27 protein-coding genes are annotated in these 14,654 nt (G+C 62.0%); all 27 read left to right on the forward strand.

The window, feature by feature from the left end; all coding sequences use genetic code 11:
• Window positions 1-115: 115 nt before the first annotated feature.
• The 27 genes from rpsJ to rplQ all read left to right on the forward strand — a co-directional run bounded on the left by rpsJ (window position 116) and on the right by rplQ (window position 14,242).
• Entirely contained in the window at window positions 116-424 is a 309-nt protein-coding gene (rpsJ, locus tag OSH10_RS22665; protein WP_018184903.1) for a 30S ribosomal protein S10, read from the forward strand.
• Between the two features lie 16 nt (window positions 425-440).
• Window positions 441-1,160, forward strand: a complete 720-nt coding sequence (gene rplC / locus OSH10_RS22670) for a 50S ribosomal protein L3 (RefSeq protein ID WP_266335009.1) — start codon at window positions 441-443, stop codon at window positions 1,158-1,160.
• Window positions 1,160-1,780: a 50S ribosomal protein L4 gene (rplD, locus tag OSH10_RS22675; protein WP_266335053.1), complete on the forward strand. Its 621-nt coding sequence runs from the start codon at window positions 1,160-1,162 to the stop codon at window positions 1,778-1,780. The genes rplC and rplD overlap by 1 nt, the downstream gene beginning before the upstream one ends.
• Window positions 1,777-2,070: a 50S ribosomal protein L23 gene (locus OSH10_RS22680; RefSeq protein WP_018184906.1), complete on the forward strand. Its 294-nt coding sequence runs from the start codon at window positions 1,777-1,779 to the stop codon at window positions 2,068-2,070. The genes rplD and OSH10_RS22680 overlap by 4 nt, the downstream gene beginning before the upstream one ends.
• Before the next feature lie 23 nt (window positions 2,071-2,093).
• Window positions 2,094-2,930 (forward strand): 50S ribosomal protein L2, encoded by an 837-nt coding sequence (gene rplB / locus OSH10_RS22685; protein ID WP_266335012.1) that lies wholly within the window; start codon window positions 2,094-2,096, stop codon window positions 2,928-2,930.
• A gap of 14 nt (window positions 2,931-2,944) precedes the next feature.
• Window positions 2,945-3,223, forward strand: a complete 279-nt coding sequence (gene rpsS / locus OSH10_RS22690; protein WP_018184908.1) for a 30S ribosomal protein S19 — start codon at window positions 2,945-2,947, stop codon at window positions 3,221-3,223.
• 1 nt (window position 3,224) lies between these two features.
• Entirely contained in the window at window positions 3,225-3,605 is a 381-nt protein-coding gene (gene rplV / locus OSH10_RS22695) for a 50S ribosomal protein L22 (protein ID WP_266335014.1), read from the forward strand.
• Window positions 3,605-4,315, forward strand: a complete 711-nt coding sequence (gene rpsC / locus OSH10_RS22700) for a 30S ribosomal protein S3 (RefSeq protein WP_266335016.1) — start codon at window positions 3,605-3,607, stop codon at window positions 4,313-4,315. Before rplV ends, rpsC begins: the two co-directional genes overlap by 1 nt.
• 31 nt (window positions 4,316-4,346) lie before the next feature.
• Window positions 4,347-4,760 carry a 50S ribosomal protein L16 gene (rplP, locus tag OSH10_RS22705; protein WP_018184911.1) on the forward strand — a complete coding sequence of 138 codons (414 nt, stop codon included), beginning with the start codon at window positions 4,347-4,349 and terminating at the stop codon, window positions 4,758-4,760.
• A gap of 25 nt (window positions 4,761-4,785) precedes the next feature.
• Window positions 4,786-4,986 (forward strand): 50S ribosomal protein L29, encoded by a 201-nt coding sequence (rpmC, locus tag OSH10_RS22710; protein WP_266335019.1) that lies wholly within the window; start codon window positions 4,786-4,788, stop codon window positions 4,984-4,986.
• A gap of 10 nt (window positions 4,987-4,996) precedes the next feature.
• Complete coding sequence (gene rpsQ, locus OSH10_RS22715; protein WP_266335021.1) at window positions 4,997-5,242, forward strand: 30S ribosomal protein S17; 246 nt, start codon at window positions 4,997-4,999, stop codon at window positions 5,240-5,242.
• Window positions 5,243-5,312: 70 nt separating this feature from the next.
• Window positions 5,313-5,681, forward strand: coding sequence for a 50S ribosomal protein L14 (rplN, locus tag OSH10_RS22720; protein ID WP_018184914.1), 369 nt, complete (start codon window positions 5,313-5,315; stop codon window positions 5,679-5,681).
• The gene (gene rplX / locus OSH10_RS22725) at window positions 5,681-5,998 is read left to right on the forward strand and encodes a 50S ribosomal protein L24 (protein WP_266335023.1); all 318 of its coding nucleotides are present in this window, start codon (window positions 5,681-5,683) and stop codon (window positions 5,996-5,998) included. The genes rplN and rplX overlap by 1 nt, the downstream gene beginning before the upstream one ends.
• Window positions 5,991-6,548, forward strand: a complete 558-nt coding sequence (gene rplE, locus OSH10_RS22730) for a 50S ribosomal protein L5 (protein WP_266335025.1) — start codon at window positions 5,991-5,993, stop codon at window positions 6,546-6,548. Before rplX ends, rplE begins: the two co-directional genes overlap by 8 nt.
• Window positions 6,549-6,578: 30 nt before the next feature.
• Window positions 6,579-6,884 carry a 30S ribosomal protein S14 gene (gene rpsN / locus OSH10_RS22735; protein ID WP_266335027.1) on the forward strand — a complete coding sequence of 102 codons (306 nt, stop codon included), beginning with the start codon at window positions 6,579-6,581 and terminating at the stop codon, window positions 6,882-6,884.
• 13 nt (window positions 6,885-6,897) lie between these two features.
• The gene (rpsH, locus tag OSH10_RS22740; RefSeq protein WP_266335029.1) at window positions 6,898-7,296 is read left to right on the forward strand and encodes a 30S ribosomal protein S8; all 399 of its coding nucleotides are present in this window, start codon (window positions 6,898-6,900) and stop codon (window positions 7,294-7,296) included.
• Between the two features lie 40 nt (window positions 7,297-7,336).
• On the forward strand, window positions 7,337-7,870 hold the full coding sequence (gene rplF / locus OSH10_RS22745; RefSeq protein WP_266335031.1) for a 50S ribosomal protein L6: 534 nt from the start codon (window positions 7,337-7,339) through the stop codon (window positions 7,868-7,870).
• A gap of 12 nt (window positions 7,871-7,882) precedes the next feature.
• On the forward strand, window positions 7,883-8,239 hold the full coding sequence (gene rplR, locus OSH10_RS22750; protein ID WP_266335033.1) for a 50S ribosomal protein L18: 357 nt from the start codon (window positions 7,883-7,885) through the stop codon (window positions 8,237-8,239).
• A 47-nt stretch (window positions 8,240-8,286) separates the two neighbouring features.
• Window positions 8,287-8,832 (forward strand): 30S ribosomal protein S5, encoded by a 546-nt coding sequence (gene rpsE, locus OSH10_RS22755; RefSeq protein WP_266335035.1) that lies wholly within the window; start codon window positions 8,287-8,289, stop codon window positions 8,830-8,832.
• A gap of 29 nt (window positions 8,833-8,861) precedes the next feature.
• Window positions 8,862-9,068, forward strand: a complete 207-nt coding sequence (gene rpmD / locus OSH10_RS22760) for a 50S ribosomal protein L30 (protein ID WP_266335037.1) — start codon at window positions 8,862-8,864, stop codon at window positions 9,066-9,068.
• A 19-nt stretch (window positions 9,069-9,087) separates the two neighbouring features.
• Complete coding sequence (rplO, locus tag OSH10_RS22765) at window positions 9,088-9,573, forward strand: 50S ribosomal protein L15 (protein ID WP_266335039.1); 486 nt, start codon at window positions 9,088-9,090, stop codon at window positions 9,571-9,573.
• Window positions 9,574-9,684: 111 nt separating this feature from the next.
• Window positions 9,685-11,019 (forward strand): preprotein translocase subunit SecY, encoded by a 1,335-nt coding sequence (gene secY, locus OSH10_RS22770; protein ID WP_266335041.1) that lies wholly within the window; start codon window positions 9,685-9,687, stop codon window positions 11,017-11,019.
• On the forward strand, window positions 11,016-11,621 hold the full coding sequence (locus OSH10_RS22775; protein ID WP_266335043.1) for an adenylate kinase: 606 nt from the start codon (window positions 11,016-11,018) through the stop codon (window positions 11,619-11,621). The genes secY and OSH10_RS22775 overlap by 4 nt, the downstream gene beginning before the upstream one ends.
• A 160-nt stretch (window positions 11,622-11,781) precedes the next feature.
• A complete protein-coding gene (gene rpsM / locus OSH10_RS22780) occupies window positions 11,782-12,150 on the forward strand; it encodes a 30S ribosomal protein S13 (RefSeq protein WP_026304634.1) in 369 nt (122 codons plus the stop codon).
• A gap of 78 nt (window positions 12,151-12,228) precedes the next feature.
• Window positions 12,229-12,618, forward strand: coding sequence for a 30S ribosomal protein S11 (gene rpsK, locus OSH10_RS22785; protein WP_266335047.1), 390 nt, complete (start codon window positions 12,229-12,231; stop codon window positions 12,616-12,618).
• 126 nt (window positions 12,619-12,744) lie between these two features.
• The gene (locus OSH10_RS22790; protein ID WP_266335049.1) at window positions 12,745-13,761 is read left to right on the forward strand and encodes a DNA-directed RNA polymerase subunit alpha; all 1,017 of its coding nucleotides are present in this window, start codon (window positions 12,745-12,747) and stop codon (window positions 13,759-13,761) included.
• 49 nt (window positions 13,762-13,810) lie between these two features.
• Complete coding sequence (gene rplQ, locus OSH10_RS22795; RefSeq protein WP_266335051.1) at window positions 13,811-14,242, forward strand: 50S ribosomal protein L17; 432 nt, start codon at window positions 13,811-13,813, stop codon at window positions 14,240-14,242.
• Window positions 14,243-14,654 lie beyond the last annotated feature (412 nt).

Here is a 14,654-nt window from a genome sequence, read left to right on the forward strand (position 1 = left end):
CGTGAAGGCGGTCGTACCGTCGGCGCCGGCGTCGTCGCCAGCATCATTAAGTAAGGTCGGCCGGACCGGGCACACGGCGGTGTCGTGTGCCCATGTCACCTGAGGACAGAAATCGATGAACGGTCAGAATATCCGGATCCGGCTCAAAGCGTTCGATCATCGGATTCTCGATGCATCCACGCGAGAGATCGTGAACACGGCAAAGCGTACTGGTGCCCGCGTTGTAGGCCCGGTGCCACTTCCCACGCAAATTGAGAAGTTCACCGTGAACCGGTCGCCGCATATCGACAAAAAAAGCCGTGAGCAGTTCGAGATGCGGACGCATAAGCGTCTTCTCGACATCGTCGACCCCACACCGCAGACCGTGGACGCGCTTATGAAGCTCGACCTGGCGGCCGGTGTGGACGTCGAAATTAAGCTCTGAGGCGAGCGAGGATAGAATGCGCTCTGGATTGATCGCACAGAAGGTGGGCATGACCCGCATCTATACGGATGCAGGCGAGCAGGTGCCGGTAACGGTGCTGAAGCTGGACAACTGTCAGGTTGTCGCTCATCGGACGGAAGATAAGAACGGTTACACCGCGGTCCAGCTTGGAAGCGGTCTCGCCAAGGTGAAGAACACGCCCAAGGCTGAGCGTGGTCATTTCGCCAAGGCCGAGGTCGAGCCAAAGCGCAAGGTCACGGAGTTCCGTGTGACCCCGGACAACCTCATCGAGGTTGGTGCCGAGCTCACCGCCGAGCATTTCGTCGTCGGACAGTTCGTCGACGTTAGCGGCACCTCGATCGGTAAGGGTTTTGCCGGTGTCATGAAGCGCCACAACTTCAGTGGTGGCCGCGCGACACACGGTAACTCGGTATCGCATCGTGTGCACGGTTCGACTGGCCAGCGCCAGGACCCGGGCAAGGTGTTCAAGAACAAGAAGATGGCTGGTCACATGGGCGATGTCCGCGTGACCACTCAGAACCTCAAGGTCGTTCGCACGGATGTCGAGCGCGGCCTGATCATGGTCGAGGGTGCCGTTCCCGGCGCCAAGGGCGGCTGGATCGAGGTTCGCGATGCGGTCAAGCGCGCACTTCCCAAGGATGCTCCGGTTCCCGGCGCCATCCGCAAGAACGGCGCGGCGGCTGAAGTTGCGGTCGAAGCGAAGGAGGCCGAATGATGGATATTAAGGTCACCAAGCTCGACGGTACGGCAGCAGGCGAGATCTCGCTCTCGGACGAGATCTTCGGTCTCGAGCCGCGCGGCGACATCCTGCACCGCATGGTGCGGTGGCAGCTGGCCAAGCGCCAGGCTGGCACCCACAAGTCGAAGGGTCGCTCGGAAGTCTCCGGCACGACCAAGAAGATGTACAAGCAGAAGGGTACCGGCGGCGCACGCCACGGTGCCAAGACTGCGCCGCAGTTCCGCGGCGGCGGCAAGGCCTTCGGTCCGGTGGTGCGCAGCCATGCGCATGACCTGACCAAGAAGTTCCGCCAGCTTGCTCTGAAGCATGCGCTCTCGGCCAAGGCCCGGGGCGACAACCTGGTCATCGTCTCGGACATCGCCATCGATGCGCCGAAGACGAAGGCGGTTCGCGAGAACCTCGCCAAGCTGGGTTGGGCCAATGCGCTGATCATCGACGGCGCGTCGGTCAATGAGAACTTCGGGCTCGCAACCCGGAACGTGCCGCACATCGACGTTCTGCCGGTGCAGGGCATCAACGTGTACGACATTCTGCGCCGCGAGAAGCTCGTGCTGACCAAGGCTGCGGTCGAAGCGCTGCAGGAGCGGTTCAAATGAGCAATCTGTCGCATTACGACATCATCCGCAGCCCGGTGCTGAGCGAGAAGTCGACCATTGCCACCGAACAGAGCAAGGTCGTCTTCAACGTTCTGAAGACCGCGACGAAGCCCGAAATCAAGGCGGCTGTCGAAGCGCTGTTCAAGGTTAAGGTCACGGGCGTCAACACCCTGGTCCGCAAGGGCAAGGTGAAGCGCTTCCGCGGTATCGTGGGCAAGCAGAGCGACGTCAAGAAGGCGATCGTGACGCTGGCTGAAGGTCAGTCGATCGACGTTTCTACCGGTCTCTGACGCGAAGAAAATAGGCTGAAGCCATGGCTCTCAAGCACTACAAGCCGACAACGCCGGGACAGCGCCAGCTCGTTCTCGTCGATCGCTCGGAGCTCTACGCCGGCAAGCCCGTCAAGGGCTTGACGGTCGGTCTCCGCCAGAGCGGCGGTCGCAACAATCTCGGACGCGTCACGGCCTATGGCCGTGGCGGTGGCCACAAGCGCACCTACCGCCTGATCGATTTCAAGCGGAACAAGCGCGACATTCCGGCTGTCGTCGAGCGGATCGAATACGATCCGAACCGTACGGCCTTCATCGCCCTCATCAAGTATGAAGACGGTGAGCTGAGCTACATCCTGGCGCCGCAGCGCCTGGCCGTTGGCGACAAGGTCATTGCATCGGCCCAGGCCGACGTGAAGCCCGGCAACGCCATGCCGCTCGGCGCGATGCCGGTCGGCACGATCGTGCACAATGTCGAGATGAAGCCCGGCAAGGGCGGTCAGATCGCACGGTCGGCCGGTGCTTATGCACAGTATGTTGGTCGCGACGCGGGCATGGCCATTCTTCGCCTGAATTCGGGCGAGCAGCGCCTGGTTCACCAGACCTGCATGGCCACGATCGGCGCGGTTTCGAACCCTGACCATTCCAACATCTCGCTCGGCAAGGCCGGTCGTAATCGTTGGCTTGGCAAGCGTCCGAGCGTGCGCGGTGTCGCCATGAACCCGGTCGACCATCCGCATGGCGGTGGTGAAGGCCGCACCTCGGGTGGCCGTCATCCGGTCACGCCCTGGGGCAAGCCGACCAAGGGCAAGAAGACCCGCAATAATAAGTCGACCGACAAGTTCATCGCGCGCAGCCGTCATCTGCGCAAGAGCAAGTAAGAGAGAGGCTGTCCGTGGCTCGTTCTATTTGGAAAGGCCCGTTCGTCGACGGTTATCTCCTGCGCAAGGCAGAGAAGAGCCGCTCTTCGGGTCGTGGCGAGGTTATCAAGATCTGGAGCCGTCGCTCCACGATCCTGCCCCAGTTTGTGGGCTTGACGTTTGGCGTCTATAACGGCCAGAAGCACGTTCCGGTCATCGTCAACGAGGACATGGTTGGCCACAAGTTCGGCGAGTTCTCGCCGAGCCGGACCTACTATGGCCACACGGCCGACAAGAAGGCGAAGAGGAAGTAACATGGGCAAGCCGAAGCGCGAACGCGCGCTGAAAGACACCGAGGCCCGCGCCATCACGCGGATGATCCGTGTCTCTCCGCGCAAGCTCAATCTCGTCGCCCAGCTGATCCGGGGCAAGAAGGCAAGCGCGGCTCTGGCCGATCTGACCTTCTCGAACAAGCGGATCGCACTGGACGTCAAAAAGACGCTGGAATCAGCGATCGCAAACGCCGAGAACAATCACGATCTCGACGTTGATTCGCTGGTCGTTGCCGAAGCGTTTGTCGGCAAGGCCCTGGTCATGAAGCGCTGGACGCCGCGGGCTCGCGGTCGTGTCGGCCGGATCGAGAAGCCGTTTTCGCACCTCACCATCGTGGTGCGTGAAACCGAGGAGGCTGCATAATGGGCCAGAAAGTCAATCCGATTGGCCTCCGCCTCGGTATCAACCGGACGTGGGACAGCCGCTGGTTCGCCAACAAGGGCGAATACGGCAAGCTGCTTCATGAGGACATGCGGATCCGCGAAAAGCTCATGGTCGAGCTGAAGCAGGCCGCGGTCTCCAAGATCGTGATCGAGCGCCCGCACCGTAAGTGCCGCGTGACGATTTACTCGGCTCGTCCGGGTATCGTCATCGGCAAGAAGGGTGCCGATATCGAGAAGCTTCGCAAGCTGGTCGGCAAGCTGACCGACAGCGAAGTGCATCTCAATATCGTCGAAGTGCGCAAGCCGGAAATCGACGCGACCCTGGTGGCTGCCTCGATCGCACAGCAGCTGGAGCGCCGCGTTGCGTTCCGCCGCGCGATGAAGCGTGCCGTTCAGTCGGCGATGCGTCTGGGTGCCCAGGGCATCCGCATCAACGCCGGCGGCCGTCTCGGCGGCGCGGAAATTGCGCGTCTGGAATGGTACCGCGAAGGTCGCGTTCCGCTGCACACGCTGCGCGCAGACATTGACTATGGCACCGCGACGGCGCACACGGCCTATGGCACGTGCGGCATCAAGGTGTGGATCTTCAAGGGTGAGATCCTCGAGCACGATCCGATGGCTTCCGAGCGTCGCCAGACTGAGGGTAACGAGCAGGGCTCGAATACTCGTCGTCGCGACTCCGCGGCCTAATCGGTCGACCTGAGGGCGAGAGAGAACAGAAATGCTGCAACCGAAGCGCACCAAGTTCCGCAAGCAGTTCAAGGGCCGTATCCATGGCGTTGCCAAGGGTGGTACGGATCTGAACTTCGGCGGGTTCGGCCTCAAGGCCCTCGAGCCGGAACGCGTAACAGCGCGACAGATCGAAGCGGCCCGCCGTGCGATTACACGTGCTATGAAGCGTGCCGGTCGTGTGTGGATCCGGATTTTCCCGGATGTGCCCGTCACGTCGAAGCCGACCGAAGTCCGAATGGGTAAAGGTAAGGGAGCGCCCGAGTTCTGGGCCTCCCGCGTCAAGCCTGGCCGGATCATGTTTGAGATCGACGGTGTCGACGAGGAGACTGCCCGCGAGGCGCTCCGCCTCGGCGCGGCGAAGCTCCCGATCAAGACGCGCTTCGTACAGCGCATCGCCGATTGATCGGCGAACGGACGAGGATACTGCCATGAAGGCGAAAGACGTTCGGCTGCAGACCGCCGACCAGCTCGATACCGAGCTCGGAAACCTGAAGAAGGAGCAGTTCAACCTGCGCTTTCAGCGGGCTACCGGACAGCTCGAAAACACGGCGCGTGTCCGGCAGGTTCGCCGCGACATCGCCAGGATCAAGACCATCGCTGCGCAGAAGAGCGCGGCGGACAAGCGCTGAGGAGGCGACAATGCCGAAACGCGTTCTGCAGGGCAGCGTCGTCAGCGACAAGACCGACAAGACTGTCGTCGTTCTGGTCGAGCGGCGCTTCACGCACCCGGTCATGAAGAAGACCGTGCGGCGGACGAAGAAGTACCATGCCCATGACGAGGGCAATGTTCACAAGATTGGCGATATCGTCTCGATCCAAGAGACCGCGCCGATCTCGAAGAATAAGCGCTGGGTCGTTATCTCCGAGCAGTCGGGCGATAAGTAAGGCACTGGATAAGGTTCGTTGCTGCTGATCCCTTCGGATCGGTGGCGACCAGAAAAGTAGGCGGCCAGTCATGATTCAGATGCAGACTAACCTCGACGTGGCGGATAATTCCGGCGCTCGTCGTGTGATGTGCATCAAGGTTCTCGGCGGTTCCAAGCGGAAGTACGCCTCGGTCGGCGACATCATCGTCGTGTCGATCAAGGAGGCGATCCCGCGGGGTCGCGTGAAGAAGGGCGACGTCATGAAGGCGGTCGTCGTTCGCACAGCTAAGGATATCCGTCGCGCGGATGGCAGTGTCATCCGTTTCGACAAGAATGCGGCGGTTCTGATCAACAACCAGAAGGAGCCGATCGGGACTCGTATCTTCGGACCGGTTCCGCGTGAGCTTCGCGCGAAGAACCACATGAAGATCATCTCGCTCGCGCCGGAGGTGCTGTGATGGCTGCCAAGATCAAGAAGGGCGACAACGTCGTCGTCCTCACGGGTAAGGACAAGGGTAAGTCGGGCGAAGTGCTCCGCGTGATCCCGACCGAAGACCGCGCCGTCGTGCGTGGTGTGAACGTCGCGCGCAAGCACCAGAAGCAGACGGCGAGCGAGCAGGGCGGCATTGTTGCCAAGGAGCTCACGATCCATCTGTCGAATGTCGCCCTGGCGGACCCCAAGGACGGCAAGCCGACCCGCGTCGGCTTTAAAGTGACCGAAGACGGGCGCAAGCAACGCGTCGCAAAGCGTTCGGGAGATGTGATCGATGGCTGAGGCAGCTTACGAGCCGCGGCTCAAGAAGTTCTATGAAGACGAAGTTCGGGCGAAGCTCGTCGAGGAGTTCGGGTACAAGAACCCGATGCAGGTTCCTCGTCTGGAGAAGATCGTGCTGAACATGGGCATCGGCGAAGCCGTCAATGATTCCAAGAAGGTCGGTACGGCCCTTGGTGATCTGGCGCTCATCGCCGGTCAGAAGCCCGCTGTGACCAAGGCCTCGAAGTCCATCGCGACTTTCAAGCTGCGCGAGCACATGCCGATCGGTGGCAAGGTTACGCTGCGCAAGTCGCGGATGTACGAATTCCTGGATCGCCTGGTCACGATCGCGCTGCCGCGCGTTCGCGACTTCCGCGGGCTCAATCCGAAGAGCTTTGACGGTCGTGGCAACTTCGCCATGGGCATCAAGGAGCATCTGATTTTCCCGGAGATCAATTACGACAAGATTGATCAGGTCTGGGGAATGGACGTGATCGTCTGCACCACGGCCAAGACTGACGAGGAAGCTCGCGCCCTTCTGAAGGCGATGAACTTCCCGTTCCGCCAGTAACCGGTGCCGGGATAGGACGAGGGATTATCGATGGCTAAGAAGAGCTCGATCGAGAAGAACAACCGGCGCCGCAAGCTTGCGAAGCAGTATGCTCCCAAGCGCGATCGCCTGAAGGCTGTGGCCAATGACGAGAGCCTGTCGCTCGAGGAACGCTTCCAGGCGCGCCTCAAGCTGGCAGAGCTGCCGCGGAACGCGTCCGAGACGCGCATCCGCAATCGTTGCGAAGTGACGGGCCGCCCGCGTGGTGTCTATCGCAAGCTGATGATGTCGCGTATTGCATTGCGCGAACTCGGGTCGCTGGGGTTGATCCCGGGCCTCGTCAAGTCGAGCTGGTAAGGAGCACGGTCCGATGACAATGACCGATCCTCTGGGTGATATGCTCACCCGTATCCGCAATGCTCAGATGCGCCGGATGTCGAAGGTTTCGACTCCCGCTTCCAAGCTGCGCGAGAACGTTCTCGGAGTGCTGCAGTCGGAAGGCTACATTCGTGGCTTTGCGTCGGTGGACAGCGGCGATGGCCGCCCGGTGATCGAGATCGAACTGAAGTATTATGATGGCGAGCCTGTGATCCGCACCATCGAGCGTGTCTCGAAGCCGGGTCGCCGGGTCTATGCCTCGGTCAAGAACATTCCGCAGGTCAAGAATGGTCTCGGCGTGTCCATCCTCTCCACGCCGAAGGGCGTGATGTCGGATACGGATGCCCGCGACCAGAATGTCGGCGGCGAGGTTCTTTGCCAGGTATTCTGATCTGGTTGATGGCGAAACACGAACCGGACGGATTTGTCTGATGTCTCGTATTGGTAAGAAGCCGGTAGCGGTGCCCAAGGGCGTAACGGCTACGATCAACGGCCAGACGGTTTCTGTGAAGGGTCCGAAGGGCGAAATGTCCTTCGACTTCACGGAGCACGTCGAAGTTGAACTGACGGAAGCGGGCGTTCAGGTCGCCCCGCGTGATGACAGCAAGCCGGCTCGCGCCGCTTGGGGTATGTCGCGCACGATGATTTCGAATCTGATGAAGGGCGTGACCGAGGGCTTCACCAAGAAGCTCGAGATCAACGGCGTGGGTTACCGCGCTGCCGTTCAGGGCACGAACCTGCAGCTCGCTCTTGGCTATAGCCATGACGTGGTCTATGCGATCCCGGAAGGCATCACGATCGTGACGCCGCGCCCGGTCGAGATCATTGTTTCGGGTATGGACAAGCAGCGCGTCGGCCAGGTCGCGGCCGAGATTCGCGAATATCGCAGCCCCGAGCCTTACAAGGGCAAGGGCGTCAAGTACGCCACCGAAACGATCTTCCGCAAGGAAGGCAAGAAGAAGTAAACGGAGCCCGTCATGGCAAATAATCTGCAGGACCGTCGCGCTGCGCGCGTCCGCCGGGCGCTCCGCAAGGTTGCGAACGGACGTCCCCGGCTCAGCGTGTATCGCTCGTCGGAGCATATCTATGCCCAGATCATCGACGATGCCGAGGGGCGTACCCTCGCCGCGGCTTCGTCGCTCGAGAAGGATCTGCGCGGCGCGCTGAAGACGGGTGCCGACAAGGCGGCCGCCGAGGCGGTTGGCAAGCTCGTCGCCGAGCGTGCCAAGGCTGCTGGCGTGAGCCAGGTCGTGTTCGACCGCGGTGCGTATCTTTTTCATGGCCGCGTCAAGGCGCTGGCTGATGGCGCTCGCGAGGGCGGTCTGGACTTCTGATGCGCTGAGGCGCGTCATCACGTAACACAGGACGATTGGATCTTTCGATGGCCAGAGAGCAGCGGGAAGAGCGCGACAGCGAATTCGTCGACAAGCTCGTTCACATCAATCGCGTCGCGAAGGTGGTGAAGGGCGGACGGCGTTTCGGCTTCGCAGCCCTCGTCGTCGTCGGCGACCAGAAGGGCCGGGTCGGTTTCGGCCACGGCAAGGCACGTGAAGTGCCGGAAGCAATCCGCAAGGCGACGGAAGCCGCGAAGCGCAGCCTGGTTCGGGTTCCGCTCCGCGAGGGACGTACGCTTCATCATGACGTTTTCGGTCGCCATGGCGCCGGCAAGGTCTTCCTGCGCGCCGCAGCGCCGGGTACCGGCATCATCGCCGGTGGTCCGATGCGCGCCGTGTTCGAGACCCTCGGTGTCCAGGACGTCGTCGCCAAGTCGATGGGTTCGTCGAACCCGTACAACATGGTGCGTGCGACCTTCGCGGCACTGAGTGCAGAAGACAGCCCGCGTTCCGTCGCGGCCCGTCGGGGCATCAAGGTGTCGGCACTGCAGGCCCGTCGCGGCGGCGAAGCCGAAGCTTCCGCCGAGGCGTGAGCGCCCGATTGAATTCGAGGATTTGACCAATGGCCAAGAAATCTGAAGGCGCCGCCCAGACGGTTACCGTCGAGCAGACCGGCAGCCCGATCCGCCGCCCGGCCGACCAGCGTGCAACGCTGATCGGCCTCGGCCTCAACAGGATCCGTCGCCGTTCGACGCTGCAGGATACTCCTGCGGTTCGCGGCATGATCGCCAAGGTGGCTCACCTCGTCCGCGTTGTGGACGAGGCGTGAGCCCAGAAGGACCAGTTCGATGAAGCTCAACGAGATCAACGACAACCCGGGCTCCAGCAAGAACCGTATGCGCGTCGGACGCGGTATCGGTTCCGGCAAGGGCAAGACCGGTGGTCGCGGCGTCAAGGGCCAGAAGTCGCGCACGGGTGTGGCGATCAAGGGCTTTGAAGGCGGCCAGATGCCGCTGCATCGGCGTCTGCCGAAGCGCGGTTTCACCAACATTTTCGCCAAGGACTACAACGAGGTCTCCCTCGGCCGTGTCCAGACGGCGATCGACGCGGGCAAGCTCGATGCGACGAAGCCGGTGACGGTCGAAGCGCTCAAGGAAGCCGGCGTTCTGCGTCGCGTTCAGGACGGTGTTCGTCTGCTGGGCGTTGGCGAGCTGAAGACGGCCGTCAACTTCGAGATCGCAGGCGCTTCCAAGCCCGCCATCGAAGCGGTCGAGAAGGCTGGCGGTACCGTCAAGCTGCTCGCCGTCAAGGCTGAAAAGACGGACGCAGAATAAACTGCGTCGTTCGGGGAGGGGCGCCGCCGGTTGTCGTGGCGCCTCCGAGAGACCACTTGATGCCCGGTAGGGGCATTGGGGCCCGGTTTCCGGGCCCGAACGGAGCGGCGAATGGCATCAGCGGCTGAACAACTGGCGGCCAATCTCAATTTTGGCGCCTTCGCCAAAGCCGAGGCTCTGAAGAAGCGCATCTGGTTCACACTGGGTGCGCTGCTCGTCTATCGGCTCGGCACCTATATCCCGCTTCCCGGCATCAACCCGGAAGCGCTGGCTAGCGCCTTCAACAATCAGCAGTCCGGCATCCTGGGCCTGTTCAACATGTTCTCCGGCGGTGCCGTCGGACGCATGGCGATCTTTGCGCTCGGCATCATGCCGTATATCTCCGCGTCGATCATCATCCAGCTGATGACGTCGATCGTTCCTTCCCTTGAAGCCTTGAAGAAGGAAGGGGAGGCGGGTCGCAAGATCATCAACCAGTACACGCGGTACGGTACGGTAGCGCTGGCCATCGTGCAGGCCTATGGCATCGCTGTCGGTCTCGAGGGTGGAACCAACATCGTCATCGACCCCGGCATGTTCTTCCGGATCGCCACGGTCATCACGCTGACTGGCGGCACGATGTTCCTGATGTGGATCGGTGAGCAGATCACGTCGCGCGGTATCGGCAACGGTATTTCGCTGATCATCTTCGCCGGTATCGTCGCCAACCTCCCGCATGCGCTGATTGGCATGCTCGAGCTGGGGCGCCAGGGCGCTCTGCCGACCTGGGTCATCCTGGCCGTTGCCGTCGTCGCCGTCGTCGCGATCGCTTTCATCGTGTTCATGGAGCGCGCACAGCGCCGCCTCATCATCCAGTATCCGAAGCGCCAGGTTGGCAACCGGATGTTCCAGGGTGAGTCGTCGCATCTGCCGCTGAAGCTGAACACGTCGGGCGTCATCCCGCCGATATTCGCGTCCTCGCTGCTGCTGCTGCCGGCCACGATTGCCAACTTCACGGCTTCGAGCGGTGCGCCGAGCTGGCTGACGTCGACGGTTGCGCTGCTCGGCCACGGCACCGTGCTCTATATGCTGCTCTATGCGGCGATGATCATGTTCTTCGCCTTCTTCTATACGGCGATCGTGTTCAATCCGACGGATACGGCCGACAATCTGAAGAAGCATGGCGGATTCATTCCGGGCATTCGTCCGGGACAGAGGACGGCGGAATACATCGACTATGTGCTGACGCGCATCACCCTTCTGGGCGCCGTCTACCTGGTCATTGTCTGTCTGCTGCCCGAGGCCCTGATTTCGGCTACCCACGTGCCGTTCTACTTCGGTGGCACGTCGCTGCTGATCGTCGTCAACGTGACGATGGACACGGTGTCGCAGGTCCAGGGCCATCTGTTGGCGCATCAGTATGAGGGCCTGGTCAAGAAGTCCAAGCTCCGGGGGAAGAAGCGATGAGACTTATCCTGCTCGGACCACCAGGAGCGGGTAAGGGCACGCAGTCTGCGCGTCTTGTGAAGCGTTACGGAATTCCACAGCTGTCCACCGGGGACATGCTGCGGGCGGCGGTCGCCGCCGGAACGCCGATCGGCCTCCAGGCCAAGGCGATCATGGACGCCGGCAACCTGGTTCCCGACGATGTCGTCGTCGGGATCGTGGCGGATCGGATCGAGGAAGCGGATGCCCGCAAGGGTTTCATTCTCGATGGCTTTCCGCGGACGATCGCGCAGGCGGATGCGCTGGAGAAGATGCTGGCGAGCAAGGGCGTGAAGCTGGACGCCGTGGTCGAGCTCAAGGTCGACCAGTCCAAGCTGACGGATCGAATCACCAAGCGCGCCGATGAAACGCGCGCTCGGGGTGAGCCGGTCCGCAAGGACGACGATCCGGAAGTCTTCAAGACACGGCTCGCGGCCTACAACCGAGATACTGCGGTCATCTCGCCCTATTACCGGGCGGGCGGCCGTTTGATCGAGATAGACGGCATGCGTTCGATCGATGAGGTTTCCTCGGATATCGCGACGACGCTGGATAGGCTTGACGAACAGGTCGAGAGTCGATAAGGCTCGCGACCTGCTGCAGACGGGTTTTGGCGTTCCCTGATATTTCAGGGGACGACACTGCTTGTTTGCGCAAGAGAATGCCCGCACGAGCCGGCCTCCACCGGACGCGGGATTTTGAGGCGCTGACGGAATGTTCCGTCGGCTGGAGATGGAGACGGCATTGGCCCGTATCGCAGGCGTAAATATCCCGACGAACAAGCGCGTTGTCATCGCGCTCCAGTACATTCACGGGATCGGCGCGAAGAACGCGCTGGACATCATCACGAAGACGAACATCGCTCCCGAGCGTCGCGTCAACGAGCTTTCCGACGCCGAAGTGCTGGCGATCCGTGAAGCGATCGACCGCGACTACGTCGTGGAAGGCGATCTGCGTCGCGAAGTCGCGATGAACATCAAGCGGCTCATGGACCTCGGCTGCTACCGCGGCCTGCGTCACCGCCGTGGTCTTCCGGTTCGCGGCCAGCGCACGCATACCAATGCGCGCACCCGCAAGGGTCCGGCCAAGCCGATCGCCGGCAAGAAGAAGTAAATCAGAATTCGGGGCGCTAGGCCCCCGGTGGAGCCGCCGGTACTACGGCGGTGTCGAGATCGAACGTAAGGATAGAGAATGGCCAAGGACACAACGCGCGTACGTCGCCGCGAGCGGAAGAACATCTCCTCGGGCGTCGCGCATGTGAGCTCGACGTTCAACAACACGATGATCACCATCACCGATGCGCAGGGAAATGCGATTTCCTGGTCGTCGGCTGGCATGATGGGCTTCAAGGGTTCGCGCAAGTCGACCCCGTACGCAGCGCAGATGGCTGCTGAAGACGCGAGCCGCAAGGCCGCTGAACACGGCATGAAGACCCTCGAAGTCGAAGTCACCGGTCCGGGTTCGGGTCGTGAGTCGGCTCTCCGGGCTCTCCAGGCTGCTGGCTTCACCATCACCTCGATCCGTGATGTGACGCCGATCGCGCACAATGGCTGCCGGCCGCGCAAGCGTCGCCGCGTCTAAAGCCTCGGACGGCGTCCTCTGTGGGCGCCGTCTTCACTGCGTATCGGCATTCGGCGCTCCGCCCTTAGCCGGAGCGCCACGCTACCCGAACCGTCGGGCGGCGTTCGAGATCGAAAGGATACGGTCGTGATCCATAAGAATTGGCAAGAGCTGATCAAGCCGAACAAGCTCGAGGTGACGCCGGGATCCGATCCCAAGCGTCTTGCTACCGTTGTGGCAGAACCTCTTGAGCGCGGTTTTGGTCTGACGCTCGGCAATGCGCTGCGTCGCGTGCTGCTGTCGTCGCTCCAGGGCGCTGCGGTTACCGCCGTCCAGATCGACGGCGTGCTGCATGAGTTCTCCTCCATTGCAGGCGTGCGGGAAGATGTCACCGACATCATCCTGAACATCAAGGAAATCTCCATCCGCATGCAGGGCGAAGGCCCGAAGCGCATGGTGGTTCGCAAGACGGGTCCGGGTGTCGTCACCGCTGGCGACATCCAGACGGTCGGCGACATCGAGGTCCTGAACCCCGAGCTGGTTCTCTGCACGCTGGACGACGGCGCCGAGATCCGCATGGAGTTCACCGTCAATACCGGCAAGGGCTATGTCGCTGCCGACCGCAACCGTGCGGAAGACGCTCCGATCGGGCTGATCCCCGTCGACAGCATCTATTCGCCGGTCAAGAAGGTCTCGTACCGCGTCGAGAACACCCGCGAGGGCCAGGTTCTCGACTATGACAAGCTGACGCTTACGGTCGAGACCGATGGTTCGCTCCGTCCCGACGACGCGGTGGCTTACGCCGCCCGCATCGTTCAGGACCAGCTGTCGATCTTCGTCAACTTTGAAGAGCCGCAGAAGGAAACCGTCTCGGAAGCCATTCCGGAGCTGGCCTTCAACCCGTCGCTTCTGAAGAAGGTGGACGAACTGGAACTTTCCGTCCGTTCGGCCAATTGCCTGAAGAACGACAATATCGTCTATATTGGCGACCTGATTCAGAAGACCGAGGCAGAGATGCTGCGGACGCCGAATTTCGGTCGCAAGTCGCTCAACGAGATCAAGGAAGTTCTCGCCCAGATGGGTCTCCATCTCGGCATGGAGGTCACGAACTGGCCGCCGGAGAACATCGAAGAACTCGCCAAGCGTTACGAAGATCATTACTAAGACAGCACCCACGGCGTGAGCCGCCGGTCGATAAACTGAGGAGAGAGCCATGCGCCACGGTAATTCCGGTCGCAAGTTCAGCCGTACCGCGAGCCACCGCAAGGCGATGTTCGCGAACATGGCTGTAGCGCTGATCACGCACGAGCAGATCGTCACCACCCTGCCGAAGGCGAAGGACCTGCGTCCGATCGTCGAGAAGCTGGTCACGCTCGGCAAGCGCGGCGACCTGCATGCCCGCCGCCAGGCCATCGCGCAGCTGCGCGACGTCGAGGCAGCCAAGAAGCTGTTCGACACGCTCGGCCCGCGCTACCAGGAGCGCCAGGGTGGCTACCTTCGCGTTCTGAAGGCCGGCTTCCGTCATGGCGATAACGCCCCGGTCGCCGTCATCGAGTTCGTCGAGCGCGACGTCGACGCCAAGGGCGCTTCGGACCGCGCCCGCGCAGCGGCTGAAGAAGCGGCTTCGGAAGGCGTCGCAGCGTAAGCTGCTCGTAGTTCGGGTTTGGATCAGGGCGGCCTTCGGGTCGCCCTTTTTCGTTTCGGGCTGGCGCTGCCGGGCAGGGGGGCGCTTGGACCGGTGCGGTCGATATCTTGCGGACGGTGGTTCGCTGCCTCGGCGGCCGTGACGAACCGGGGCTGGCAGCACGTTGCATCGCCTTGAGCGACTGCATTGTCGTGGTTGGACAAGGCTCCGGTCGTCGGTGCCGGTGGAGAGATCCCGCCGCAGAGAAAGCAAGACCCTCACCCAACCCTCTCCCACAAGTGGGCGATGGCTTTCGGTAGGCGTGTCGGTGGCTTGGTGGCTCCCGCCCCATGGCCGACGCCCAAGGCTGCGACGACTCTCCGGACCTATGGCTCAGGCGTTCCGGCTGGCACGACGCACTCCCTCTCCCGCT

The organism is Kaistia defluvii (assembly GCF_026343955.1).
Taxonomy (GTDB): domain Bacteria; phylum Pseudomonadota; class Alphaproteobacteria; order Rhizobiales; family Kaistiaceae; genus Kaistia; species Kaistia defluvii.

What these genes read in the sequence shown, in the direction of transcription:
- rplQ (WP_266335051.1), top strand. Translation starts at nt 13,811, where the DNA reads ATGCGCCACGGTAATTCCGGTCGCAAGTTCAGCCGTACCGCGAGCCAC.
- rpmC (WP_266335019.1), top strand. Translation starts at nt 4,786, where the DNA reads ATGAAGGCGAAAGACGTTCGGCTGCAGACCGCCGACCAGCTCGATACC.
- rplO (WP_266335039.1), top strand. Translation starts at nt 9,088, where the DNA reads ATGAAGCTCAACGAGATCAACGACAACCCGGGCTCCAGCAAGAACCGT.
- rpsK (WP_266335047.1), top strand. Translation starts at nt 12,229, where the DNA reads ATGGCCAAGGACACAACGCGCGTACGTCGCCGCGAGCGGAAGAACATC.
- rplR (WP_266335033.1), top strand. Translation starts at nt 7,883, where the DNA reads ATGGCAAATAATCTGCAGGACCGTCGCGCTGCGCGCGTCCGCCGGGCG.
- rpmD (WP_266335037.1), top strand. Translation starts at nt 8,862, where the DNA reads ATGGCCAAGAAATCTGAAGGCGCCGCCCAGACGGTTACCGTCGAGCAG.
- rplE (WP_266335025.1), top strand. Translation starts at nt 5,991, where the DNA reads ATGGCTGAGGCAGCTTACGAGCCGCGGCTCAAGAAGTTCTATGAAGAC.
- rplC (WP_266335009.1), top strand. Translation starts at nt 441, where the DNA reads ATGCGCTCTGGATTGATCGCACAGAAGGTGGGCATGACCCGCATCTAT.
- rplX (WP_266335023.1), top strand. Translation starts at nt 5,681, where the DNA reads ATGGCTGCCAAGATCAAGAAGGGCGACAACGTCGTCGTCCTCACGGGT.
- rpsE (WP_266335035.1), top strand. Translation starts at nt 8,287, where the DNA reads ATGGCCAGAGAGCAGCGGGAAGAGCGCGACAGCGAATTCGTCGACAAG.
- secY (WP_266335041.1), top strand. Translation starts at nt 9,685, where the DNA reads ATGGCATCAGCGGCTGAACAACTGGCGGCCAATCTCAATTTTGGCGCC.
- OSH10_RS22775 (WP_266335043.1), top strand. Translation starts at nt 11,016, where the DNA reads ATGAGACTTATCCTGCTCGGACCACCAGGAGCGGGTAAGGGCACGCAG.
- rplF (WP_266335031.1), top strand. Translation starts at nt 7,337, where the DNA reads ATGTCTCGTATTGGTAAGAAGCCGGTAGCGGTGCCCAAGGGCGTAACG.
- rpsH (WP_266335029.1), top strand. Translation starts at nt 6,898, where the DNA reads ATGACAATGACCGATCCTCTGGGTGATATGCTCACCCGTATCCGCAAT.
- rpsJ (WP_018184903.1), top strand. Translation starts at nt 116, where the DNA reads ATGAACGGTCAGAATATCCGGATCCGGCTCAAAGCGTTCGATCATCGG.
- rplP (WP_018184911.1), top strand. Translation starts at nt 4,347, where the DNA reads ATGCTGCAACCGAAGCGCACCAAGTTCCGCAAGCAGTTCAAGGGCCGT.
- rpsC (WP_266335016.1), top strand. Translation starts at nt 3,605, where the DNA reads ATGGGCCAGAAAGTCAATCCGATTGGCCTCCGCCTCGGTATCAACCGG.
- rplB (WP_266335012.1), top strand. Translation starts at nt 2,094, where the DNA reads ATGGCTCTCAAGCACTACAAGCCGACAACGCCGGGACAGCGCCAGCTC.
- OSH10_RS22680 (WP_018184906.1), top strand. Translation starts at nt 1,777, where the DNA reads ATGAGCAATCTGTCGCATTACGACATCATCCGCAGCCCGGTGCTGAGC.
- rplD (WP_266335053.1), top strand. Translation starts at nt 1,160, where the DNA reads ATGGATATTAAGGTCACCAAGCTCGACGGTACGGCAGCAGGCGAGATC.
- rplV (WP_266335014.1), top strand. Translation starts at nt 3,225, where the DNA reads ATGGGCAAGCCGAAGCGCGAACGCGCGCTGAAAGACACCGAGGCCCGC.
- rpsN (WP_266335027.1), top strand. Translation starts at nt 6,579, where the DNA reads ATGGCTAAGAAGAGCTCGATCGAGAAGAACAACCGGCGCCGCAAGCTT.
- rpsQ (WP_266335021.1), top strand. Translation starts at nt 4,997, where the DNA reads ATGCCGAAACGCGTTCTGCAGGGCAGCGTCGTCAGCGACAAGACCGAC.
- rplN (WP_018184914.1), top strand. Translation starts at nt 5,313, where the DNA reads ATGATTCAGATGCAGACTAACCTCGACGTGGCGGATAATTCCGGCGCT.